The following is a 24,995-nucleotide window of genomic DNA, read 5'->3' as shown; positions in this document are numbered from 1 at the left end:
ATCGCTGCGTGTATTTGGGCCGTCGCCCATATTCCGCTCAAGGAGCGCGAAGTAGCATTCATATCTTCCACGCGCCAACCCACATTTTCAGTTGGTGATTTTTTTATTTCTGCGGCGAGAGAGTTTTTACAAATGCGCGCTTTCCAGGCAAATCTCATTCGCCGTTTCATACCGGTCAGGCCATGACTGGATATCACGCACGCTGGGACCATTCGCCCTTCGAAGCAAGCGCGCTCAGGACCTTCGCACGAACGATCCAGTCTTTCCGGCTCGCTCCAACCGTTTCGCGAATCGATCTGTCGGAAATGAGTGAGGCAAGCCAGTGGGCCGTCGCACGCGAGGACCGTCACGCCGGCGTGGAGGGTTCGCCTCGCGCTGGGCCGAGCGCGCATACCGACCTTCAGCCTATGCCCGATTTATTACGGAACCCGCCTCTCGAAATAGCGAATACGTCTGGAGACTTTGTCCAGGCACCACCGTCGAGCGTGAATTCTGCCGCGGACCGGATCGAGCCCGTGCTCATGCAGCCGGACGACTTCAGCGACCTGATCGCACTAGCCGACGAGGACGATAACGATCCGCTGCAGTTGCGGCGCGAACCGAATCCAGCGGAACCCGGCGCACACGACGGCATGGCAAAGCTTCTGACAGCCGACATCGACGCAGCGGACCCGCTCGCCGCGCTCACGCTGGAATATCGTCACGCGCTGTTGAGCCAGGAGAGCGGCAACGCGCACGAGCCCAAGGCGTCGGCCGAAGATCACGGCGAGTCGATCATCGGCTCACCTCACGATCCGTTCGCCGAGCTTGTCGATCCGTCGCGTGCTGAAGCGTCGGTGTTCGACCTGCTGACGAAGGGGAAGAACATCGACACCCTGCTCGATAGCCTTGACTCGTTCAGTGCCGAGCAGATTTTCGAGGCGGACGAAACGCACGAGATCCTCGCGCTGCTCGCGCCGCGCGGAATTCCCGCGCACCGTGCGAGCAGAACCGCGCAGCTTGCGCGCGAAGAACATCACATGATCAGTATGGACAGCCACATCGCCATGCCTGAATCGATCGAATACGAAGAGCCTGAATTTTCAGATGAAAATAACCGCTGACCTGCCCAAGTCGGACACGCCAACACTTCGCAGCCTGCTCGACGCGCAGACTTACTGCGAACTCAAGGAGCAAACCATCGACAACGTGCGCAAGCATCCGTCGAACGTGCGCGAACGCTGGCTGTTGTTCGAGCTGTTGTGCCTCGACGGCGAATGGAAACGCGCGTTACAACAGCTGCAAACCTGGGCCACGCTAGAGCCGGAAGGCACATCGCGCGCCCAGATGTATCGCGGGCTGATTCGCAGCGAGATGTTCCGCGCCGAGGTGTTCGCGGGTCAGCGCGCGCCGGGCGAGATCAATCCGCTGCCCGAGTGGGTGAAATCGCTGCTGCAAGCCAACGTCATGCTGGGCGAGGGCAACCTCGCCGCCGCCGACGAACTGCGCGGCGCCGCGTTGAACGCCGCGCCGGCCACGCGCGGCGACAGCACGCAGATCGGCGCATTCGAGTGGCTGACCGATAGCGATAGCCGGCTGGGCCCCGTGTGTGAGCTGACCGTAGCGGGCGGGTATCGCTGGGTGCCGTTCGACTCGATGAAATCGCTGACACTCGGTCCGGTCACCGCGCTGGCCGACCTCGTCTGGCGCTCGGCCGTCGTGGGCCTACGCGACGCGACTATCCTGCGCGGCTACCTGCCGGTGCGCTATCCCGGCTCGGAAAGTGGTCCCGCCGCCACCCGGCTCTCGCGCGAAACAACCTGGAAAGACGTAGGGGAAACCGGCGTGATCGCGCTCGGCCAGAAAACCTGGAGCACCGACAAGGGCGACGTCGGCCTGCTCGACATCGGCGAATGCCGGTTCAATCACGACGAGCACGTATGACCACGTCCGACGCGCGACACCGGCAAGCCTACATGCCGTCGCTGATCGACCGCCTGCTCGACGATGCGCCCGCGCGGCGCAGCGAGCGGCCGGAGGCCTATGCGCCCAACAGCGAAGGCATGCGCCGCATCATCCAGCGTGATCTCGGCCTGCTGCTCAACACGACGAACCTGGACGACGAAATGGACATCGCGCGCTACCCCATCCTAGCCGCGTCGGTCGTCAATTACGGCATTCCCGCGTTGTCCGGTAGCTACCTCACCAGTCGCAACTGGGAAACCGTCGAGAAGATGGTCCGCAACGCGATCGTTCGCTTCGAGCCGCGGCTGATTCCGGAGTCGCTGCGCATCCGGCCGCTCAATAGCAAGAACCCGGTACGTTACAACCAGCTCGAGTTCGAGATTCATGGCCTCATGCGCTGGTCGCCCTATCCACTGGAATTTCGCATCCAGAGTGCATTCGACATCGAAATGAATCACGTCACGTTCGAACTGGGCTCCGGCAAGGGAAGTTGACATGGACCCACGATTTCTCGACTACTACAGCCGCGAACTGACCTACATGCGGGAAATGGCCGGCGAGTTCGCCGCCCAGCACCCGAAAATCGCGCGCCGCCTTGGCATGGAGGGCATCGACGTTGCCGACCCCTACGTTGAGCGGCTCATCGAGGCGTTTTGCTTCATGTCGGCGCGCACGCAGATCAAACTCGACGCCGAATTTCCGCGCTTTACGCAGCGCCTGCTCGAAGTGGTCTATCCGAACTATGTCGCGCCGACGCCGTCGATCGCCGTCGCGCAGTTGCGTCCGAGCCTGCGCGAAGGCGATTTCACGAGAGGGCTGAAGGTGCCCCGGCAAAGCATGCTGCGCTCGGCGATCCCGCCCGGCGAGCAAACCGCGTGCGAATTCCGCAGCAGCCAGGACGTCACGCTATGGCCTATCGAGATCGCTGAAGCCCGGCTCAGCGCCGTGCCACCGGATATCCCCGACACCGATCGCCATCTGTTGCCGCACCTGCAATTGCGCGGCGCGTTACGGCTGCGCCTGCGCACAACAGGCGAAGTGAAGTTCAACCAGATGACAGACTTCGACCGGCTGCCCATTTACATCGGTGGCGACGAACGTATCGCTTCGCATCTGTTCGAGCTGATCCACGCCGGCAGCGTCGCCTCCGTCGTGCGCGCGTACGGCGCGTCGAGAGACGAAGGGCACGTGGTCGCGAAAACACCGGTCGAATTTGAAGGTCTGCAAGCGCAACAGGGTCTGCTGCCGCTCACGTGGAATACGTTTCACGGCCACAACCTGCTTCAGGAATACTTCGCATGCCGCCAGCGCTTCTATTTCTTTGCGCTGACGCAGCTCGCGGCGGGTCTCGCGCGAGTGGACAGCAAGGAGGCCGAGGTCGTGCTGCTGCTCGACCGCCTGCCGGAAGAGCTGGCCGCGCACGTCGACGCAGCGCGTTTCCTGCTGTTCTGTACGCCGGTCATCAACCTGTTTCGCAAGCGCACCGACCGCGTCGAAATCAATCGCGCGCAAACCGATTTTCATCTGCTCGCCGACCGCACCCGGCCGCTCGACTACGAGATTTTTTCGGTGTCGCGCGTATTCGGTCAGCGAGCGCAAACATCGCTCGAAGTCGAGTTCAATCCGCTTTATCAGACGCTGCATAGCGACGTGGGCAACCACGGCCGCTATTTTTCGGTGCGCCGTGAGCAGCGCGCGCTGTCGGCCAATGCACGCAAGTACGGCACCCGTACGCCGTATATCGGGACCGAGGTCTACGTGTCGCTCGTCGATCAGGCGGAGGCGCCGTACGCTGACGACATTCGCTACCTGTCGGTCGAAGCGTGGGTCACGAACCGTGACCTGCCGCGCCTGATCCCGCGTAACGGCAAAACCGACCTCACGATGTCGGACTCCGTGCCGATCGAGGGCGTGCGCCTCGTGCATGCACCGAGCGCGCCGCGCGCGCCGTACGCGAGCGGTGAAACGGCGTGGCGTCTGATCAGGCAGCTGAGCTTCAACTACATGCCGCTCGCCGAACTCGACCACGGCGACGGCGGCCAGGCGCTGCGCAACATGCTCGGCCTCTTCATCGCCCCAGGCGAGCGCGAACAGGCACGGCAGATCGAGGCACTCGTCGGCGCACGCACTGAACCGGTGGTCCGGCGTCTGCCGGGCGACGGACTACTCGTGTATGGGCGTGGCGTGCGCTGCGAACTGACGGTCGACGAAACCGGCTTCTCAGGCATCAGCCCGTATCTGCTCGGCCTCGTGCTCGAGCATTACCTCGCGCGCCACGTCTCGATCAACGTGTTCACCGAAACCGAACTTCGTTCGATGCAACGTGGCCTGATCACCCAATGGCGGCCACGCATGGGCGGACGCGGAGCGGTATGAGCATGGATGGGGCAATGGCGAGCGCCGTCGCGTCAACGCGATCATCGCTCGATCCGCAATCGCTCGACGCGTGGTTCGATCCGGACACGCCGTGGCAGTCCGGCTTCCTGAGCCTGCTGCGGGCTATCGCCGCGCGCGACCCGCTGATGCCGTTGCCGGGCACCGCGAGTCTGCCGCAAGAAGAGCCGTTCCGGATCGGTCAGCAACCCACTCTGGCGTTTGCGCCACGCGAAATCGCGTCGCTCGGCATGCGAGACGGTTGCCTCGACGTGCGGCTGTTCGGGCTCGGCCTGTGGGGGCCGCAGGGGCCGCTGCCGCTGCATATGACGGAGCTGGCTCACAGTCGTGTGGAAAGCCACCAGGATCATGCGCTCGTCGGGCTGGTCGATCTGTTCCATCACCGCGCTCTGTCGCAGTTTTATCGCGCGTGGGCATCGGGGCAAGCCACCGCGTCGCTCGACCGTGCCGGCGACGAAACGTTTTCGTTCTACGTCGCCAGTCTGATCGGCGTCGACCCGGCCGAGGCGGAGCAGTCCTGTCTGCCCACGCACTCGCGCTACAGCGCGGCGGCGCACCTCGTGCGCGAGGCGCGAACTCCGCACGGCATCGCGGCGACGCTCTCGCATTACTTCGGTGTTCCGATGACGATCGAAGAATTCGTGCCGCACTGGATCCATCTGTCCGCATCGGAACATACGAGGCTCGGGGTGCCGGGGCCCGCGGCGATCATCGGTGAATGCGCCCAACTCGGCGAGGCAATTCCCGACCGGCAACACAAGTTCCGGCTCGTCGTGGGTCCGCTCGACCTCGATCAGTATTTGCGCCTCACGCCGCACGGCGAGGACTTGCCGACGTTCGTCGAATGGGTGCGAGCCTTCGTCGGCCACGAATACGCGTGGGAGGTCAAGCTGCTCGTCAACCCCCGCGCGGCGCCAGCCGCCTGCATCGGCACGTCGCAGAGACTCGGCTACTCGACGTGGCTCGGTGATTCCCTCGACGACCTGCCGGTCGTCGGCATGGTTTTCGAACCTGAACAGTACAACGACCGACCCCGGAGTTCCCTCGCATGAACGCCAACACTCCCGCCGCCGTGCTGCGCTACGCCGATCTGCTCGAACCGGTCTCCGCACACGCGCCTTGCGGTCCCGATCTCGAATACGATCCGGCCTTCGTGATGCTGCAGGCGGCCGCGGCCCCACGCGCCGAAGCGCAGTACGGCGACTTCGTCGACGTGCCGCCAACGGCCAATTGGGCCGACATTGAACGCGACTGCCGCGCGCTGCTGCTGCGGACAAAAGACATCCGCCTCGCGGTGATCCTGCTGCGTTGCCGAACCCGGCTCGACGGCGCGGCTGGCCTGCGCGACGGACTGGCATTGCTGATGGCCATGCTCGAATGCTATGGCGAAGCGCTCCACCCGCTGCCCGTGTTCGAAGGCGAGCGAGACCCGGCGATGTTCGCCAACGCGATCGGCGGACTCGTCGAACCGGATGGCACGCTGGCCGATGCGCGCGACATCCCGATGCCGAGGGCCGCGGGGCTTCAACTGCATTTGCGCGATATCGAAAAATCATTCGCGACGCCGCGCCAGAAGGACGCGCTCGCCCCTGAATCCGTCGCCCGGTTGCTAAAGGAATTGTGGGGCCGACGCGACGCGGCAATGGCCGCACTAGTCGAAGCGCAGTGTCTGACGCAGCGCATTGCCGCATGGTGCGATGAGATGCTCGACGCCGACGCGCCCGATCTCGGCGCGTTGTCCCGAGCGCTGGAGCCATTCGCGCAGCATCGGGTGGGCGGCGGCGGGTCCGCGCCAGTGCCCGCCCGAGCCGTCAACGAGCAGGACAACAAGCAGGACAACGACAGCGTGCGTGGATCGGCGTCGGCGATCGTGGCTACGGCGACGCTACCGCAGTCCGACGCGCGCGCCGATCTGCCAATCACTGCGCCTTCTTCAATGGATCGCTGGAGCGCGCTCGCAGCCATTCAGGAAACACGCATGTGGTTCGAGCAAAACGAACCGAGCAGTCCTGTCATTGTTTTGCTGCGCCAATCGGAACGAATGGTGGGCAAACGGTTTTCAGAACTCGCCCATATCATTCCCGCCGATTTACTCGCTAAATGGGACGTAGCCGACAGTTGAGGCGACGTGCGCGCATGTGCGACTTTCCCCGCTGTCAGCCCATTCAGTCCGCCGGTCAACCAACAACTTCCAATGAAAAGACTCATTCATTTTCTTATCCTGGTTTGCTTCGCGATACCCCATTTCGCGTTCGCCACCTGCACCCAGTTGAAGCCTTCGCAAATTTCCGAACTGCTGTCTCAAGGCTACATTGCGGGACAAACATTAACGGTCAACATACCGTTCCGGGAAAGCTCGGTATCGATCGATCCGGCGTTACCGGTCGGCTCGGTGATCGCCACGGGCTTGTCGCCGGCGTACGCGACCTATGCGAACTTCGCGGACTGCACCAACGGGGGCACGGTATCAATACAGTATTCCAACGCAACGCCGTCCGTTGTATTGGGGGCTACCGTCTATAACACGAACGTCCCAGGCATCGGCTTTCGTTTGACCTATCTTCGTGCAACCGGCGTGAACTCGCCACTTCCGTTTACGCCGTCCTTTCCCGCGGGCGAACCCAATCAGGTTATCTATGGGCGCTTCGGCATTGGCTCGCAATTCGAGATCGAACTGGTCAAAACGGGCGACATCGCAAGCAACGTCAACGTGATACTCAATACCGTGGGAGCCGGCGTCGCCGAGGGTGACGGCAATCGGGTCGTGACCATCACGGGCGGCAGCATCAACGTCAAGGTTCTTCCAAGTTGCTCGGTCAATACCAGTACACTGAACATCGATTTCGGCACGTTCGGCCCAAGCGATGTGTCGACCACAAGCGGGCCAACCCGGCCAGTCGACTTTACGGTGCTCTGCACCGGGCCCACGCCACCGGCTTCGATTACTGCCGTACTTTCCGGAACCCCCGATACAGAAGATAGCAGCATGTTGAAGAACACCGGCGCGACGCATCTCGCGATTCGATTGCGGGATGTTTCGACCAACACAATCTTCAGGCCCAACGATCCGACGAGCACCCTCGTCCACACACCGCAGGGCGCGATGCAATCGCCGTTTGCACTCGAGGCGACGGTGCTGCGCGTCGGAACAGCAACGCCGAGCGCAGGCAGGATCCAGGCAACCGCAACAGTCACGATGACCATTCTTTGAATCGACTATTCAACGACGAAGGTCCACCAGAATCAACGCGCATGACCCAGTTATCCGTCACACCGCCGCACTCGATCTTCGTGCAAATCGCGAGTTATCGCGACCCGCAGTTGATCCCCACCTTGCTGGATTTGATCCAGAAAGCTAGAAAACCTGATCTACTACGGATCATCGTCTGCTGGCAGCATGCGCACGACGAGACGATGATCCAATTCTGGCAGCACGGCTTTGGCAATTGGCGAACCGAGCAGACCGACAGCTGGACCATCCAACATCTCAGTCTTCGTGAAGCGAAAATCGAATTAATCGACGTGCCCCACATGATGACGCAGGGCGCATGCTGGGCTCGCAATCTGGTCCAACAGCGATACGGCGGCGAGCGCTACACGCTGCAACTCGATTCGCACCACCGCTTCGTCGACGCATGGGACACGCTCGCAATCGAGATGCTGGAGTCTTTACGCGATGCAAGTCCGAAACCCGTGCTGACCGCCTACCTTCCGATGTACGACCCCGAGAACGACGACGCTCGATCCAGCGACGAGCCGGGGATATTGGCCTATGCAAGGTTTTCCAGGGAAGGGGTGGTCCTGTTTCGCTTGAAGACACTCTCCGACTGGAGAACGCGCATTCGCCCGGTCCGTTCGCGCTTCTTCAGCGCGCACTTCGCATTTGCCGACGGTCACTTTGCCCAGGCGGTCCAGCACGATCCTGACTATTTCTTTCACGGCGAGGAGATTTCGCTTGCCGTCCGTGCGTTCACCCACGGCTATGACCTGTACAGTCCGCACAGGCTGATCGGTTGGCACGAATATCTGCGCTCATACCGCGTCAAGATGTGGAACGACCACAATCACGAGGCCAAGGAACGGGGTGAAATCGACGAGCCCTGGCACGCGCGCAACGAGCGCTCGTTGCAGCGCAATCGTGCTCTGCTCGGTATCGACGGAGAAACGTTGGCTGACATTGAGTTCGGCAAGTATGGACTCGGAGCGGAACGCACGCTCGCCGATTACGAGGCCTACGCGGGCATCGGCTTCAAGTGGCGCGGTGTCCAGCAGTCGGTATTGAATGATGTTCCACCAGTCGCGGGCACGCAACGTCCCGACGAAGCGACATGGAAAGCTTCTCTGCTACGCGCAAACGACGTCCGTGTGTGCGTGCATCAGAATGGATTCGACAGGCATCTGGTCACGCCCGGCGTCGAGCACGCGCTGCGGGCCGCGACGTCAGTCACCGTCGTGATTTACGGCAACGACGAGACGGTACTGCGCCGCGAGACCGTCGACGGCAGCGGTCTTTCCCGATACCGGAAAAACGGCTGGCTCGACTTCCATGTGACTTTCGAATCAGAACTTGGCCAGCTCCCAGCCTGCTACGTCGTGGAGTTGTTCGACGACGCCGGCAAGGTATTGAGCCGGGTCCGGTGCGCCATCGATGCATGACGCATCCGCGAGGACGACGCACGGAAACGCCTCCGGCGTCGCGCGGCCGACAGGACTGCACCACGTCAGCGGATTCGGCGCGTAGCGATACGGACTGGCTCCGCCTTCGCCATTGCGATCGGGGCTGATGTAGCGGCCCGCGTGAGGATCATAAAAACGCGCACCGTTGTAGTACAGCGTGGTTTCATCGTCCGCGTATTGGCCGGCATAACGAAGCGGCTGCGCAAACGCGTCGCTGCTTGGCCACTCCGGCGTCACGAGACTGCCCCACGCCCGGTAACGCCCGCGCCATGCCACCTGGCCGGTCTCATCCGTGAGCGCGACGGCCGTACCGGCGACGTCAGTGTGATAGTGATAGACCTGCGTGTTCTTGATCGCGCCATCATCGGTGAGGGTCTGGTCCACGCAAGCGAGCGGCGCGAAGCCGGTTGAGCGGTCGGGCTCGGGTTGATACAGGTACGTGCGCAGTTCCATCGCGCGCTGCTGCTGGATCAGTCTGTGTCCTTGCCACAAATAGCGCGTGACCTCGTCCTGTTCCGGCGTCGATGACTGCTGCGCGCGCCGTGACGAAGCGGGTTCGACACGCCTGCCGATACGCCGACCGATCGCGTCATACTGATAGCGCACGGTATAGCCCTTGCGATGCGCGGCGATGACGTGCCCCTCCGCATCCCAATCGAGCGATAGCGTATGGTTGCGGCCACGCCTACGCACCAATTGCCCCCACACATCATAGTCATAACGATGTCCGCGGCATTCCCGTAACCGGTGGTCGGGATACGCGGCCGGGAACCAGCTGCCGCCAGGCGTATCGAGCAGATTGCCAGCGGCGTCCCACGTGAAATACTCGATGTCCCCCTTCTCCGACACCGAGCGCAACAGACAGCCACGCCGGTCGTAGTCGTACCACGTCTGACCGTCGGCCTCGGCGCCCGTCCTGACGATCACGTCAGCGAGACTGTAATCGGCTTCGCGCCACAATCCGGCGACAGGTTCTGTCACGCAGCCCGGCGTATCCACGTCGCGCCCCGTCACCGAACGCCACCACACCGGCAAGCCGAGCGGCGAATAGCCCGTATGCGTGCGCAAACGGCCTTGCGTGCGCGCAACCGGACGCCTCATCGCGTCATACCAGAAGCGCGCAATCTGTCGATCGTCCAGTTCGACGAACGCGACAGCGCCAGTTTCGAAGCGACGCATACGCAACTCCTGCCTCTGTGGCAGCTGAATCGCGACAAGGCGGTCAACGACGTCGTACGTGTAGCGCAGTGTGCCGTTTGCGCCGTGCTCGGCGATCAGACGGTCACCGGCGTCGTGTTCGAAGCGGATCTCATCCGCTCCGATTCCGAGTAGCTCGCCTTCTCGTGTTGGCTCGCGGCTCACGCCGTCGAGCAATCCGCGCGGCCCGTAGCGATACATATAGCGATTGTGCGCGGTCTCACGCCGGATCAGACGGCCCGCGCGGTCGTAGTCGAACGTTTCGCGACGCTGTTGCCCGCCCGCCTGCCACGTGAGACAACGGACCTGCCCGGTATCCGCATAGTCGAAGTTGCGTTCCACGCCATCGGCATCCGTGATCGACAGGCAACTGCTCGCATTCCACCGAAGCAACTGCACCGCGCCGTTCGCGCTTTCGATTCGAACCGGGCGCCCATGCGCATCGTATCGACGCACGATCACGTGCCCCTCTTCGTCGACCGCGCGTACGACATTGCCGCGCCGGTCTCGATACCAGTGCCGGCTTCGGCCACTCGGGCCGACGAACGACGTCCGCTGGCCAGCCGCATTCCACACATGACGCTCGGCCTGACCGTCCGGACGCGTGATGGTCAACGGTCGGCCGAGCCCATCGCGCTCGATTCGCGTGACCGCGCCGAGCGCGTCGGTCACACTGACTACGTAACCATTGACGTCATACTCGTAGTCCGTCGTGCTTCCGCCAACTCCGGTGCGACGTGTCACCTGCCCCCACGCGTTATGCGCGAAGGTCGTGGCGACCCCCTGCGCATCCGTCGAGCACACGACATCGCCATCGTCACCATATTCGAAACGCGTGAATTCTCCAGACGGGGTTTGATAGTGCAACGGCTGCAAGCGATCGTTGCGTGCCCACATCCACACACGGCCATCGCTTAACACAACTGACACGGGCTCGCGTGACGCAAACGCATACTGCGTCGAGCGGGTTGCGCCCTGGAGATCCGTCTCACACGCGACGCGTCCGAGCCCGTCGTATTCGACGTGAACCACCCGCTCGCCGGGCAGTTGCATGGTGAGCGGCGCGACAGCGTCGCCGTAGTCGAACCGGTAGCGCCGGTCATCGAAGTCTGTGTGCGACAGCACGCGGCCCTGCTCGTCGTATTGCCAATGCGCCGTGTTGCCGAAGACGTCGCTGACCTCACTGGTCCGGCTATCGAAGTCGTAGGCGAAGCGCTCACGCGCGCCTTCTGACGTGACTCGTCGAATCACGCGCGCGGCGCCGCCGATCGTCTGCCACACATAGCGTGTCGCCATTCCGAGCGCGTCGGCTTCTTCGACGATCCGCCCATCGCGGTATGCAAAGCGACGCACGATTTCGCCGACCCGGTTGCGTACCTCGGTGAGTTCGCCGCGCTGGCTGTAGCCGTACTGGACCAGCGCGCCGGTGGGACCGCCGTCGACACACTCGACAGCGCTCAGACGCGCGCCCATCCGCGCTTCGTAGTGCATGCGCAGCTCGTGGCCGCAGGTTCCACGCATGCGCAGCAAGCGCCCGCCGGGATCCCAGATCAGGCCGATCCGCTGCTGACGAAGATCCTCGACGTATTTGAGCCGTGCGATTCCGTTCGCGTCGAAGTCGCCGAACACGCGGTAATGCGGCGTCAGATCCGCGACGACGAGGCGTCCGTCGCTCAGATGCGCGATGTGCAACTGCGCAGCCGACGCAATCACCTGCGACCCGCGCTCGGGAAACGGCACGCTGAGCGTGCTGCCGTATTCGTCGGTGTAGAGCAGTTGATCGTCCCGCTTGTGCAGCGTGACTTCCCAACTCGTGCGCCAACCGACGCCGAGCAGCCCGAGCGCGTGCTGCGCGCTCGAATAACAACGCGACCATACGAGCGGAAGACGGCCTCGCAGCCTGAAGTCGGTTTCGTCGGTAGGTAGGCAGATTTTGCTGCCGCTGATTACCTCGACCGAGCCGCACAGAATGCCCGACAGCGCACGACGCATCCGAAAGCGGTCGACGACGTCGCCGAGCCGCTCACAGCGATCGAGCAACGGTCCGACACTGGCGAGGGGCAATACGACGCCGGGCAAGCCGACCAGCTCGCCGCCGATTCCCGCGACTCCCGTCGTCACATGGCCCCCATCGTCATCATGAACCGATGCGCACGTCTGGCGAGCCAGCGGAACACGGCGCGCCACACGAAACCTTGCCGCCAACCAATGCCGCCGGCACGTTGTTGATCAACACCGTACCCGAACCCGCGACCACAGCTTGCGAGCACGGGTGCAGCGCGCAAACGGCAGAGCTCATACCGACGAGCGCCGCAGGCAATCGATTGATGAAGACCGTCGGGGAACCCGAGACGATCGAACCGCCATGTCCGATCGCATCGCCTTTGCGAGCCGCTGGAAACATGATCGATTTTCTCCTCATGGAAACTGAACGTCCGTGCAGGGCGATGCGCGAAGGCATTCGCCGTCTGCACGGTATTGCGAGATACGCTGTTACGCGTCTGAGCCGGTTGCGGGCGGTGTTTCGATCGGCGGCGGCGGTTCTTCCGAGGGCGGCGGTTCTTCCGATGGCGGCGGTTCTTCCGACGGTGGCGGCTCCTCCGACGGTGGCGGCTCCTCCGACGGTGGCGGCTCCTCCGACGGTGGCGGCTCCTCCGACGGTGGCGGCTCCTCCGACGGTGCGGGCTCTTCCGATGGCGGCGGTTCCTCCGATGGCGGCGGTTCCTCCGATGGCGGCGGTTCCTCCGATGGCGGCGGTTCTTCCGATGGTGCCGGCTCTTCCGAGGGCGGCGGTTCTTCCGAGGGCGGCGGCTCTTCCGACGGTGGCGGCTCCTCCGACGGTGCCGGCTCCTCCGACGGTGGCGGCTCCTCCGACGGTGGCGGCTCCTCCGACGGTGGCGGCTCCTCCGACGGTGGCGGCTCCTCCGACGGTGCGGGCTCTTCCGATGGCGGCGGTTCTTCCGATGGCGGCGGTTCTTCCGATGGCGGCGGTTCTTCCGATGGTGCCGGCTCTTCCGATGGTGCCGGCGCTTCCGACGGCGGCGGCTCTTCCGACGGCAGTGGTTCTTCCGTCGGCAGCGGACATATCGTCGGAAGCGGCTCGCCCGATGGAGGTGGCGGAATAACTGGAACGTCCAGCGCATCGAGCACCACTACAGGAACTGGCACCGTCACTGCGCTGCCGCATTCCTTGTCACCGGGGTTAAGGTCCAGCGGCGTGCCTTGCACCACGACACGGGTGTCACCCTGGATGCGGATCGACTTACCAATGAGCTTGATCTCGCCATCCTTGTTCATGGTCAGCGACGACTTGCCGCACACGATAGACAGCGCCCCCCCGGCCGACAGCGAATAGGCTCCGCCTACCGCGTGCGTCGACGCGCCACCAACCGTGACCGTACGTGCACCGCCCACCGTCAGAAGGGAGGCACCCCCAACCGCGGTCTCCTCCGCCCCGCCAATCGAGACAAAGTGTGCAAGACCCACGGAATAGAAGGCGACACCCTTCACCCTTACCGAGTACTTGCCGCCGACGATCGTGCTGGACGTCGCCCCGACGGTCATGCTGTGCGCCGCGGCCACGCCGATCGTGTAGTCGGCACCGACGACGTGTGACTCATTCAGCTTCGTCAGGCGGTTCATGTCCCGTTCCGCCTGCAACGTGAATTCCTCGGCACCCGCCTTGTCCTCGAAGCGGATGCTGTTGTAGTTCTGCAGGCCCCCTTCCATCGACCGGCTCATGAAACCGCTCTGCGTCGCGTTGCCTGGCAAGTCATAGGGCGGACGCGTCGCCGCGTTGTACAGGCTCCCGGTGATCAGCGGACGATCCGGGTCGCCGTTCCAGAAGTCGACGATGACTTCCTGGCCGATGCGCGGAATGTAGATGCCACCGAAACCCTGACCGGCCCACGCCTGGCTCACACGGACCCAGCAGGAGTCGGTTTCGACGTTTTGGCCGTAACGGTCCCAGACGAAGCGGACCTTCACGCGGCCGAATTCGTCGGTCCACAGTTCCTTGCCCTCGGGACCTACGACGACAGCCGACTGCGGCCCGTTGACGACCGGCTTCGAGGTCTCCCGCGGCAGTCTGAACACTTCGCTTGTCGGTTGCACGTCGAACTTGTTGCTGCAGGTGTATTCGTAGCCGCTACCCGATTCGTCCGGCGTACCGGTCAGGTCGAGCTTCGTACCGATGACGAGGTATTCGCAGTTCGCGGCCGTATAGTCGTAGTTGGTCAACACGAACGTCTGCCCGCACGCGAGTCCCCGTACGTTACCTTCGCCTTTCGCTCGCGTACCCGGCGCGCGCAGTGCTTCCATGCGCGTACGCGCGAGCAGTTCACCGTGGCTGCTGTCGGTGTAGTCGCCCGGCCAGTCGTAGCGCTCGAGCAGGTTCCAGCTGGTGTCGCGCGGTTGCTGATTGATCGCCCGCATGTCGGCGCGCGAACGCGTGAAGTCGAAGTCGCTCGTCACGTAGTGACCGGTGCACAAGACTTCGGCCGTCGAAAACGCGCTGATGTATTCGGTGTCGGTCTTGCCGCCCTGCGGTTGGAACGCCAGTGTCCGGTATGAGGGGTTCGGCGAGTGGCGGTGCGCGCCAATGTGATCGCACAGCACGAGCCGGTGCTTGCCGTCGGCATGCTCGAAAAACCAGTAGATGCCCCACTCTTCCATCAGGCGATGAATGAAGTCGTAATCGGTCTCGCCGTACTGGACCTGGAACGCGCGCGGTTCGTTGGTCGGACTCTCACCCTCGAGCGCATAGCGGCTCACGTCGAGGCGCTTTTCGACCGGGTACGGATAGTCCTTCAGCACCTCGTCGATGATCTCGATGACCGTCCTGTTCTGGAAAATCTTGTAGTCGGTCGTCAGGGTCGCCAGCCACAGCCACGGCTTCAGCACGACACGATAGACGTTGTAGCGGCCTTCCCGACGCAGGTATTGCGCGGCGACGACGAGTCCGGTGATTTCGCGCTGACATGCTTCGGTGTCGGCGCTCGGCTGGAGGTCGATCGCGACGGTCATTTCCTTGCCTAGCAGCGCCTTCAGGTCGAGGTTGGCACTGACGGCAAGCGGTACCGTGTAATCGTCAGGCGTGCGCAACAGCAGTTCGTACTCAAACAGCTTGCCGAGATGCTCGTCGCCGTTCAGTGACATGAACTCCAGCGCCGGCTGCGTCTGTCCGTCCGCGGTCTGCCCCGGCCACCGCGGTATCGCCGCGCTGGATACGGTCACTGAGCGGCTTTGCACACTTATCGCGTTCAAGGGATTACTTGACATGCACTCCTCTAAATTCTCTATATCGAAAAGACGCTACAGTTCGTCGGCGAATGCGGAGCCTGACGACGCGTCCGCTCGCCTTCCCATCGCGTTTCCGCTACCGGGACAACGAAAATCGCGCAGCAACGCCGTGAGTTGCGGTCCTGAATGTCCGCCCGATGTCAGTTCGATGACCGCGTGCCGGTCGTCGAAATTGAAGTCCACCGCCGAGCGGCTCGACGACAACGTCGACGTCACGCGGCCCCGGTCGATCAGACGGAACAGCGCCCACGGACCTTCGGTCATGACGGTCGACGTGTCCGGACGCACGCGTGGATTCGCGGTGAGGCCGGCCATCGAACCGCCGCGCGGCCCCGGCCAGGTGATCGGGGACGTCGTGACCGGACCATGCGCATAGCGCAGGTTTTGCCCGTCGACGTCGATGAGCAGATCGGTAATCTCGGGGTCCAGCGACACGACCTTGAGGCCCGCGTTCCACGACATCCGGGTCGCGCCGGGATCGCGAAAAAATGTCTGACGGATCGCCGCGGCGCGCTCGAACGGTTCGAGGCCCGGTCCCTGCATGGGCGGCATGCCCGGGCTGACCGGCTTATAGCGCCATGGCCGCATGCTCGTATCGACGCGGCTGGCGAGCGTCTTGTGGAAGAAGTCGTCGAGCAGGCCGCCGGCCGCGAACACGCGATTGAAATCGTCGATGTCGACTTCCTGGGCGCTCGCGGCAAACGGATATTTGCCTTCGACAGCACGGCGGCATTGCGCGCCAACGCTCGATTCGACCTGCATCGTGAGCAGGGAGCCGACATTGCGGTCCACCTTGCGCATCGACTGCGACGCGAGGCCCACGAGCACGGCCCGAAACGGCGGCGGAAGCTTCTGCGCCTCGAGCTGCATCGTGGAGCCGAGGTCATCCGTGGGCGGCATGCTGTTGGTGGCGAGCACGTCGCCGGCCGTCATCAATCGCGTGTACTGCTCGTTGATCAGCCCGATGACGCCGCCCAGCTGCAGCACGCCGCTGCCGCCAGGCAGCGCGCTCCCGCTATCGGCCTGGCCGGTCACGACTTCGCGCAGCGCGGCAAAGCGTCTGTCGACCAGTTCACGTTCCATCTTCTGTTGCGCGAGCTGACCGATCGTGGCGGTTGCGGCCACGGCGCTCGCCGCGCGCGCCGCCTGCGAGCGACGCATGATCACGTTGATGGCACTACCGGCGGCCGACGGCTCGTCCGCGCCATCAACGATCGACAGCGACGTCTCGCGCGCGGCCGTTCGCGCGAGTCTCGCCAGCGGCGAATCCGGCGCAGCCAGCGTACGCAGCGTCTGCAGATCGGGCGCCAGGGTGCCTTCGCTGCCAGACACCGGTCTCACGTCGTCGAGAAACTGGCTCCAGTAATTGCCATAGTCGGTCAGGTATTGGCGACGGATATCGTCGGCGAGCCTGTCCTTGCGCGGTGCGTTGCCGTTTGCCATCCGCCGCCGCCGCGCCGACGCATCGGCCTCGCCCATCACCCAAGCGTCCTGTTTTCGCGCCTGCTCGAGAAAATCAGGGAGGCGCTTGTTAAAAACGGCGTGATAGCCGTCGTAGGTATAGAGACCGGGGATACCTCGCGCGAGCGTCGAACCGCCGGCCAGCATGAACACGGTAGTGGCCTGCGGACCCGCGGCGCTCAGCAGCGTGACGTTCTCGGGCGCCTCGGGAGCCATGGCGTTCATCGCACGTTCGTAGAGCCGTCCGGACGCCGGATTGCGGCCAAGGAACTCGCGCGCGCGGCGCACGAGCCGTGCATTCACCGGTCTTGCCGGCACCGCGGGCACCCCTTCCACGATCAGCGCATCGAGGTGACGCGCCATCACGTTGCGCTCGCCGAGCGATGCGACGCTGTTGGCGTGTTCCCAGTCGCCGAGCACCCATGCCTTGACCGCTTTCGCGTCGTAGTGCGAGCCATCGAACAGCATCAGGTAGACCATCAGCGTGCGATAAACGCCGTCCGCGTCCTGTACGCCGATTTGCGTATCGAGCACCGTTTCGAGCCGGCCGACGACTTGCGGCAGCAGCATCTGTTGCAGCAGATTGTTGTAAGTCTCGCCGGCCGCGGCGCGGATGGCGGGCGCCGTGTAGAGCCCGTAGTGCCATGCGACACCGGGACTGTCGAGGTCCATGCCGTCGAACTGAGGCAGGTCACGCGACGCTGACAGAAGCGTCCCCATCGTCCCGGGCTGCGGCGCCTTCCGTTGCGACAAGACCCGCGCGACGAGCGCATTGGCCTTGCCATCGATCGCGGCGAGATACTCGCGGTTGTTGCCGAAGCTCACGACGAGCGCACCAATCAGCCACACCGCCACGACGATCGCGAGCAGATGTCCGATAAGACGCAACGCGCGGAAGCGGACTTCCCAGTACAGGTTCGGCCGCACCAGATGCGCTTCGGCCAGGATCACGCGCTGAAACAGATTGCGCAAGAAATAGCCGCGATAGCCGATAGGCGTTGCGTCGCCGGACGACGGCGAAACCGTTTTCGGCGCGGCACCGAACCAACCCGCGAGCCCGCGACGCAGCCGCTGCAAGAGCGTGGAGCTGTCGGCGGACACGGCCTCGTGAGTTTGCGCCGCGCTCGTGAAATAGACGCCGCGCAGCGTGCTGTTCAACTGCGTGTCGTCGTATTTCGAATCGAGAAACACCAGCGCGAGCAATTCATTGAGTTCCGCGCACAGGCTACGAAATTCTGACGGCAGCGCATAAAGTTTCTTGCGCGGATCGACCTCGTACACCTCTTGCAGCCTCGTGTTGACGCCGTCTTCGAGTCCCTGCTCCAGCTCACGCATTTCGGCCGCGCAGTTCAGGCGCAGTGTGTCGCGGCCGTGTTGTACCGCCGCTTCCTGATAAGGCAGTGTGAAGCCGAAAATCTGCGCGCGGCTTTCCGCCGTCAACGACTGGAAATACTCCCCAAAGCCGGGCAGCAGATCGAGCTTCGTGACGAGCACGTAGACGGGGAATCGAATCCCCAACTGCTGGCGCAACTCGCCGAGCCGAGCGCGCATGGACGCGGCGAGCGCCTTTCGTTCCGGCGCTGGGCGCGTCAACAACTCTTCGACCGAAACGACCAGCAACGCACCGTTGATCGGCGCGCGCGGGCGCCGCTTGCGAAGCAGCCCCAGAAGGCCGCACCACTCGGCCTCGTTCACGCTCTTCAGGTCTTCCGGATTGACGTCAACCTTCGCGGCGTCTTGCGACGTTGCGTCCTGAACCGTATAGCGGCCAGCGGTGTCGATCAGCACCGCCTCGTTCGCGAACCACCAGTCGCAGTTCGCCGTTTCGACGCGGCTTCTCAGCGACGCCGCGACCATCTGATCCGCCTCCGGAAAATCCAGACCCGAGTTCAGGATCAACGTCGTCTTGCCGGCGCCTGGCGAGCCCACCACCATGTACCACGGAAGTTCGTACAGGTAGCGCTGGCTTTCGAGCAGACGACGTAGCCCTGCCGGTCCGCCGCGCATGCGTTTGAGCTTGTCGATGGCCTTCGCGACGACCGCGTGAAGCGCGCGGATTTCGTCTCGTGCGACAGGGGTCGCGGCCGACTTCTTCGTGAACGGGTTCAGAACGCGCTGCAGCAGCACGTCATCGCTGCGCACTGCCCGCCACAGACGATACAGCCCATAGATCGCGTAGCAGGCAAGCAGCACCGAGATCAGCAGCACGCGGGACCATGTGGTGCCGAGTGGATGCGTTTGGCCGAACGCGAGTATCGGTCCGAAATACCAGAGCGCGAGACACAGCATCGCGACGCCGATGACGCCAGGCGACCAGCCGAGCAGCCAGAACAGCAGCAGCAATAACAGCACGACGATCGACAGCGTGCGCGAGAGCACGCTCTCGAGTGGGCGGTAGTCGCCAAATGCAATCAGAGGTCCCACGAACCAGACGGCCACAGCAGTCACGAGGATCGCGGCGAGCACCAGCGTCTGGCGCGTGAGCACAAGTTTCGATAAGCGGTTCAAATAAGACATCAAGGCTTTCCCGTTAATGCGTGACGAAGACTTCCACGCGTCGATTGCGGGAACGACCTTCCGCTGTACTGTTGTCCGCGACAGGTTGTGTATCGCCCTTGCCGACAGCCTCGATGCGATTGCCGGGCATGCCGTGCGCCTTCAATACGTCGGCGACGAACGCGGCGCGCCTTTCCGATAGCACCAGGTTGTCAGGAAACTCCGCCGTATGAATCGGCTGGTTGTCGGTGTGCCCGGTCACCGTGACATTGCCGCCGACCCGGACGACCTCCTGCGCGACCTTGGTCAACACCGGATCCAGTTCCGGTCGAATGCGGCTTTGCCCCGGCAGGAACACGTAGTCGCCACGGAACACGACCCGGCTGCTGCTCGCGTTCTCTTCGACGGAGACCTGGCCGCGAGCGATCTCGTCTTTCAGCAAAATCGACAGGCGCAAGCGCTCGTGAACGACCGGAGCCGCGACCTTGATCGGCTCTCCGATCGCGAGAATCTTCGCTTCCAGCGCATTGCTTTGCGCCAGAAGCCGATACTTGTACCAGGCGAACAGCGAGAACACACATAGCGCAGCGACGCCCGCCGTTGCCCAGACCGGCACGCTTTTCAGCAGCCGCATCCTGCCCGGCTCCTTGCCGCGCCAGTGCGGCGACAGTTCGAGCCGCATCGTGTCCCGCGTGCCGCTGATAAGCGTCAGCATTCGCTGCCGAATCTGCTCCAGATGACGTGGACCGTCCGCGGCAACACTGTAGCGTCCTTCGAATCCAAGGCTGAGAATGCGATACAACACCTCGAGGACGTCGATGTACTCCTGGGGATCCGTTGCCATGCGGCCGATCAGCAGGAAGAACTTCTCGCCGCCGTCCACTTCTCCTTCGAACTTGAGCAGCAGCCCCCCCGCGGCCCAAATTCCACCGCTCCCCCAACGCGTGCGGTTGGCGGCTTCGTCGAGCGCGGTGCACAGCGCGTAACGGACAGCCGCCACGTGCTTCCACGGCAAACTCGCTTTGTCGCAGACCTTCTGGAATGCGGCGACCTCACGCACCAGCAGCGAGCGCAAGCTCGCAACCGCAGCCAACGAATCGAGCGAAGCCGGCATGTCCGCCAGCATGCGCAACAAAGGCTGCGCGGCTTCACACAACGGATTGCGCGCAGCCTTCATGCGCTCCAGACGCGTCTGCACTTGTTCCGGCGGATCGAACGCGGCCGCATCGACCACCGGTTCCTGATTGGCGACACCCGCGGTTGTGGAACGTCCAGCGGGAATGGCAGACGGCTGGCTCCGGCCAGAAGCAGAGTTGTCGGGGTTCAACAGAAACTCGAACGCGTCGTCCCCGTATGCACCGGCACTCATTTTTGACGCACGCCCCACAGCTCAAGCTTGAGTTCCGGGAAGTGCCCGGCGACATGCATGGCAAGCCCTCCGTGCCGCGCAATCTGTTCCCAGAACGGTCCGGTACGCGACAGTTCGAAATAGATAAAGCCCGAGTTGAACGGAATCTGGCGCGGAGGAACCGGCAGCGCCGCTACTGCCAGACCCGGCAGGTGCGAACGGATCAATTCCGGCAAGCGCTGCGGATGACTGATCTTCGTTTGTGCAAGAAACTGCTGCTGCAGCAATTCGGAAGGCATCTGCGCGCCCACGGCGAGCACGAGGCTCGAATAGCCGGCCAATTCGTTCGGCAGCATGGCGGCCGTACGGATGCCATGCGCCTGCTCCATAAGCGGAATGGGCTGCGCACCACGAATCAACACCTGGTTCAACAGATAGTGAACCTCCTCGACGAGGGGCCTGATACTGCGGTAGAGCTGCGCATGGTCATAGCCCGGCGCCGCCCGCGGACGCCGCGTTTGCGGACGCACGAAGGTCGAAAGCTCGCCCGCGAAAAGCGCGAGCTCGCGATACAGGGTCACCGGCGCGGTCTCCTCGAGTTGGCAAATATGCTCGAGCAGCGGCTCATAGCGATTGAGCACCTGGAGCAGCAGATAGTCGGCCACTTCGGCCGCCGCGCCCGTACGGCCATCAGCACCTGACAGACGGGCGGCGAGCGCGTCGGCGCGTAGTCGCGCGAGGCCGTGCAGCTGCATCGCCCATTCGCGCAGCAGTGGATTCGCGCCGTAACCGGTCACGGGCGGAATGTGGTCGGCGCTGTGCAGCGACACGGCGCCGTCGGCGTGCAGCGCCTTCACGCGCGTCAGCGCAAGCCCGATCCACGACTGCGTCAGCTCTTTCTCGGGCAACAGCCGCAAGCGCAGATTCGAGAGTTGGACGGGCTTCGGACCTTGGCCGATCGCGTTGCTGTCGCGCAGTTCGGCGTCGTACGCATGGTAACGGGCCAGCGATCCGCTCTGCTCGGTGAAGGCGGTTTCCTCGGTGTTAGGCAAGCGAAGCGGGACCGCCAGGTAAATCACCTGCTCCTGATGTTCCGGTCCGATCGTCAGTGGGGGCGGGGGCAGCGTCAGGCCAGGCACCTCGAACGGTGTGCCGTCTGGAAATACGCCGAGCCCGCTCTTGAACACCAGCTTGCCGAACGCGAGCGATTCCTGATCGATTTCATAACGGCTGAAGCCCCAGAAAAACGGGCTCATCGGCGCGCTCCGGCGATGCGCGAACGACTCGAAATACCGCTCCTGCTGCTGAAACAATTGCGGGCGCAGGAAGAGTCCTTCGCTCCAAACAACTTTGCTATACCAACTCATCGAAATTAGTCTGACTTTGAAATCGAAACAGTGCGCTGATCGAGCTGGATCGTCAGCTTCTGTTCCTTGTCTGGAAGAGCCATCCTGTACCATGCGGCGTCGGGCGCGATTGGCAACCGGTAAACCGCGCGCCAGACCGATTTCCCGAGATCCCGGTAGCCGGCCAGCACGCCAATTGCGGTAGTGGCGGGGTTCGACTTCCGGACGATCTCGCGTGTATCGCCGGGACGCAGAATAAATTCGTCAACGACCAGCACATCGTCGCCAAGGACTTTTTTGTCGTCGCTTTGCAGCGTGAAAAAGTCGCCGGTTTGAAACGCCGTCGGCGACTTCAGTTCGTAGACCCGCACGAGGATCGGCGCCGCCGTTCCCCACTCGTTCGGATTGACGTTCTCGTTTGCCGCGATCTGAAGCCGGAGGGTCGTTCGCTCCTTGACAACGGGAGCCGACGCGGTAGCGCACCCGGACAGCCATGTGCTCGCCCCGCTTAGGGCTAGCCAGCCCCCGATACGCAGCCATATCGCGAAGCGGGAAAAAAAGATCGAAACCATCTGACGGTATCAAGGTGATCTCGCACATCGCCCTGAATGAACCAGGATGCCTGCATCCAGCCGGGCATCCCGGTTAACAACCTTCACACGGCGTCCCGGACAAAAGGGTCGTCGTGCCAAGATTCAGGAAAATGTGCGATTTAGGCCGTGTTCTTCTTGATATCGAAGGTCGCCGTGATCGCACCGCCGCTACCGCCTTGCGCGTTCTGCACCACATATTCCTGCTTCAGGCGAGCAAAGGACAGACGCACCGTTTCGCACGGACGCGATTCACTGTCGCTGACGCCGGACGGATGCACCGAGGTAACCAGCACGTCGTTCATCGTGAATTTGATGTATTCGAGCGGATTACCGCCAGCCTTGCGCACGACGAGTTTGGCTTCGTCGATGTGCTTACCGGTCAGGCAGTATTGCGTCAGGTTGGGCGTTGCACGATCGATGAAATGCTCAAACGTGAAGTCCTCGACCGTGGCTCGGCCAGCGCCACCACCGGAACCAACGTGCATATTCGATTGCTGCGTAACGCCCCACGCCCAGCTCAGAACATCGATTTCGTCCTTGTGGTTAGCGTCTGCCGACTCACCATCAATCCCGTTAATCTTGAGAAAGATGTCTTGCGCCATAAAAATACTCCTTGGTACCGATTAGTTTTAAAGATGCTCAATGAAAGTCAGGCATATTTAGTGAGCGCCTGTCCGTCGCTCATTCACCGAATGGACGGTAGACGTCAGATCAGGCTGCATCCTTCACGAGCGGCAGCTTCGCGACGAGACGCAAAGAAACCGTCAGACCTTCAAGTTGGAAATGCGGACGCAGGAAGAACTTCGCCTGGTAATATCCCGGATTTCCCTCGACGTCCTCGACGACCACTTCGGCCGCGGCCAGCGGTCGACGTGCCTTGGTTTCCTGCGACGAATTAGCGGGATCGGCGTCAACGTAGTTCATGACCCATTCGTTGAGCCATTGCTGCATTTCGTCCCGCTCCTTGAATGCGCCGATCTTGTCGCGCACGATGCACTTCAGGTAATGCGCAAAGCGCGAGCACGCGAACAGATACGGAAGACGTGCCGATAGATTCGCGTTCGCAGTTGCGTCGGGATCGTGGTACTCGACCGGCTTCTGCAACGATTGCGCGCCGATGAACGCCGCGTAGTCAGTGTTCTTGCGGTGAATGAGCGGTATGAAACCACTCTTCGACAATTCCGCTTCGCGGCGGTCGGAGATCGCAATTTCCGTCGGGCACTTCATGTCGATGCCACCGTCATCCGTCGGGAACGTGTGACACGGCAGGTTTTCAACTACCCCACCGCTTTCCACGCCGCGAATCAGCGTGCACCAACCGTAGTTCTTGAACGAACGGTTGATGTTCACCGCCATTGCGTAGGCCGCGTTCGACCATACATAGCGTTGATGATCCGCGCCGGCGGTCGCCTCTTCGAAATTGAATTCGTCGACAGGATTCGTCTTGACGCCATACGGCAGACGTGCAAGGAAACGCGGCATTGCAAGGCCGATGTAGCGCGCGTCTTCCGAACTACGCAGCGAGTTCCAAGGTGCGTACTCGAGGTTTTGCGTAAAAATCTTCGTCAGGTCGCGCGGGTTGGCGAGTTCCTGCCACGAGTCCATCTGCAGCACGGACGGTGCCGCACCCGTAATGAACGGCGCATGCGACGCTGCCGCCACCTTTGCAATCGAGCCCAGCAGGTCGACATCGGCCGGCGTGTGATCGAAGTAGTAGTCGGCGACGAGACAGCCGTACGGCTCGCCACCCAACTGCCCGTATTCTTCCTCGTAAATTTGCTTGAAGAACGGACTCTGGTCCCACGCAATCCCTTTATAGCGCTTCATTGTGCGACGCAGGTCGTCCTTCGACACATCCATAAAGCGGATCTTCAGCTTCTCATCCGTTTCCGTGTTCGCGACGAGGTGATGAAGCCCACGCCATGCGCTTTCAAGACTCTGAAAATCTTCATGGTGGAGAATCAGGTTGATCTGTTCGGATAATTTGCGATCGATCTCCCCAATAATTGACTCTATGTTTTTGTACGCGTCGTCGGACACCGTTGCCGATGTAAGCAGTGCTTGTTGAGCGAGCGTCCGGACAGCCCCCTCGACAGCCTCGCGCGCGCGCTCCGTTTTGGGCTTGAATTCGCGCGATAGGAGTGCATTGAAATCGGACTGATTGGTCACGCTCGCCGTTGCCTTGGCGCGCGTGTTCGCTTGAAGTTCGGCCATCATTTCCCCATTGTTTCAGGCTGT

Annotated in this window: 17 protein-coding genes; 8 read left to right on the top strand and 9 right to left on the bottom strand. The window is 62.7% G+C overall.

The genetic code is table 11. The features are described 5' to 3' along the window. Positions 1–521: 521 nt before the first annotated feature. From OKW29_RS04860 to OKW29_RS04825, 8 genes are all read left to right on the top strand, one after another. Positions 522–1,103: a TagK domain-containing protein gene (locus OKW29_RS04860; RefSeq protein WP_429290188.1), complete on the top strand. Its 582-nt coding sequence runs from the start codon at positions 522–524 to the stop codon at positions 1,101–1,103. Beyond that, complete coding sequence (locus OKW29_RS04855) at positions 1,087–1,923, top strand: type VI secretion system accessory protein TagJ (RefSeq protein ID WP_429290187.1); 837 nt, start codon at positions 1,087–1,089, stop codon at positions 1,921–1,923. Before OKW29_RS04860 ends, OKW29_RS04855 begins: the two co-directional genes overlap by 17 nt. Continuing rightward, positions 1,920–2,438 (top strand): type VI secretion system baseplate subunit TssE, encoded by a 519-nt coding sequence (gene tssE / locus OKW29_RS04850; RefSeq protein ID WP_429290186.1) that lies wholly within the window; start codon positions 1,920–1,922, stop codon positions 2,436–2,438. Before OKW29_RS04855 ends, tssE begins: the two co-directional genes overlap by 4 nt. A gap of 1 nt (position 2,439) precedes the next feature. Next, complete coding sequence (gene tssF / locus OKW29_RS04845; RefSeq protein ID WP_090810718.1) at positions 2,440–4,320, top strand: type VI secretion system baseplate subunit TssF; 1,881 nt, start codon at positions 2,440–2,442, stop codon at positions 4,318–4,320. Beyond that, on the top strand, positions 4,317–5,390 hold the full coding sequence (tssG, locus tag OKW29_RS04840; RefSeq protein ID WP_429290185.1) for a type VI secretion system baseplate subunit TssG: 1,074 nt from the start codon (positions 4,317–4,319) through the stop codon (positions 5,388–5,390). Before tssF ends, tssG begins: the two co-directional genes overlap by 4 nt. Continuing rightward, on the top strand, positions 5,387–6,460 hold the full coding sequence (locus OKW29_RS04835; RefSeq protein WP_429290184.1) for an ImpA family type VI secretion system protein: 1,074 nt from the start codon (positions 5,387–5,389) through the stop codon (positions 6,458–6,460). Before tssG ends, OKW29_RS04835 begins: the two co-directional genes overlap by 4 nt. A 72-nt stretch (positions 6,461–6,532) precedes the next feature. Further along, the gene (locus OKW29_RS04830) at positions 6,533–7,549 is read left to right on the top strand and encodes a fimbrial protein (RefSeq protein WP_429290183.1); all 1,017 of its coding nucleotides are present in this window, start codon (positions 6,533–6,535) and stop codon (positions 7,547–7,549) included. Positions 7,550–7,590: 41 nt separating this feature from the next. Beyond that, a complete protein-coding gene (locus tag OKW29_RS04825) occupies positions 7,591–8,994 on the top strand; it encodes a GlcNAc-transferase family protein (RefSeq protein ID WP_429290182.1) in 1,404 nt (467 codons plus the stop codon). Here the strand turns inward: OKW29_RS04825 and OKW29_RS04820 are convergent. The 9 genes from OKW29_RS04820 to tssC all read right to left on the bottom strand — a co-directional run bounded on the left by OKW29_RS04820 (position 8,899) and on the right by tssC (position 24,971). Beyond that, a complete protein-coding gene (locus OKW29_RS04820) occupies positions 8,899–12,333 on the bottom strand; it encodes an RHS repeat-associated core domain-containing protein (RefSeq protein WP_429290181.1) in 3,435 nt (1,144 codons plus the stop codon). The genes OKW29_RS04825 and OKW29_RS04820 overlap by 96 nt on opposite strands. Before the next feature lie 16 nt (positions 12,334–12,349). After that, positions 12,350–12,616: a PAAR domain-containing protein gene (locus OKW29_RS04815; protein ID WP_090810707.1), complete on the bottom strand. Its 267-nt coding sequence runs from the start codon at positions 12,614–12,616 to the stop codon at positions 12,350–12,352. 89 nt (positions 12,617–12,705) lie between these two features. Beyond that, positions 12,706–15,492, bottom strand: coding sequence for a type VI secretion system Vgr family protein (locus tag OKW29_RS04810; protein ID WP_429290180.1), 2,787 nt, complete (start codon positions 15,490–15,492; stop codon positions 12,706–12,708). 33 nt (positions 15,493–15,525) lie between these two features. Then, on the bottom strand, positions 15,526–19,491 hold the full coding sequence (gene tssM, locus OKW29_RS04805) for a type VI secretion system membrane subunit TssM (RefSeq protein WP_429290179.1): 3,966 nt from the start codon (positions 19,489–19,491) through the stop codon (positions 15,526–15,528). A gap of 13 nt (positions 19,492–19,504) precedes the next feature. Further along, a complete protein-coding gene (gene tssL / locus OKW29_RS04800) occupies positions 19,505–20,839 on the bottom strand; it encodes a type VI secretion system protein TssL, long form (protein WP_429290178.1) in 1,335 nt (444 codons plus the stop codon). Continuing rightward, the gene (gene tssK, locus OKW29_RS04795) at positions 20,836–22,185 is read right to left on the bottom strand and encodes a type VI secretion system baseplate subunit TssK (RefSeq protein WP_429290177.1); all 1,350 of its coding nucleotides are present in this window, start codon (positions 22,183–22,185) and stop codon (positions 20,836–20,838) included. Before tssK ends, tssL begins: the two co-directional genes overlap by 4 nt. A gap of 5 nt (positions 22,186–22,190) precedes the next feature. Continuing rightward, positions 22,191–22,736, bottom strand: a complete 546-nt coding sequence (gene tssJ, locus OKW29_RS04790) for a type VI secretion system lipoprotein TssJ (protein ID WP_429290176.1) — start codon at positions 22,734–22,736, stop codon at positions 22,191–22,193. A gap of 140 nt (positions 22,737–22,876) precedes the next feature. Continuing rightward, positions 22,877–23,359 carry an Hcp family type VI secretion system effector gene (locus OKW29_RS04785; protein ID WP_429290175.1) on the bottom strand — a complete coding sequence of 161 codons (483 nt, stop codon included), beginning with the start codon at positions 23,357–23,359 and terminating at the stop codon, positions 22,877–22,879. Positions 23,360–23,468: 109 nt separating this feature from the next. Then, entirely contained in the window at positions 23,469–24,971 is a 1,503-nt protein-coding gene (gene tssC, locus OKW29_RS04780) for a type VI secretion system contractile sheath large subunit (RefSeq protein ID WP_184068177.1), read from the bottom strand. Between the last annotated feature and the right edge of the window lie 24 nt (positions 24,972–24,995).

Source organism: Paraburkholderia sp. CI3, assembly GCF_050436505.1.
GTDB classification, from domain to species: Bacteria; Pseudomonadota; Gammaproteobacteria; order Burkholderiales; family Burkholderiaceae; genus Paraburkholderia; species Paraburkholderia tuberum.
This window is presented reverse-complemented; position numbering and strand designations above follow the sequence as displayed.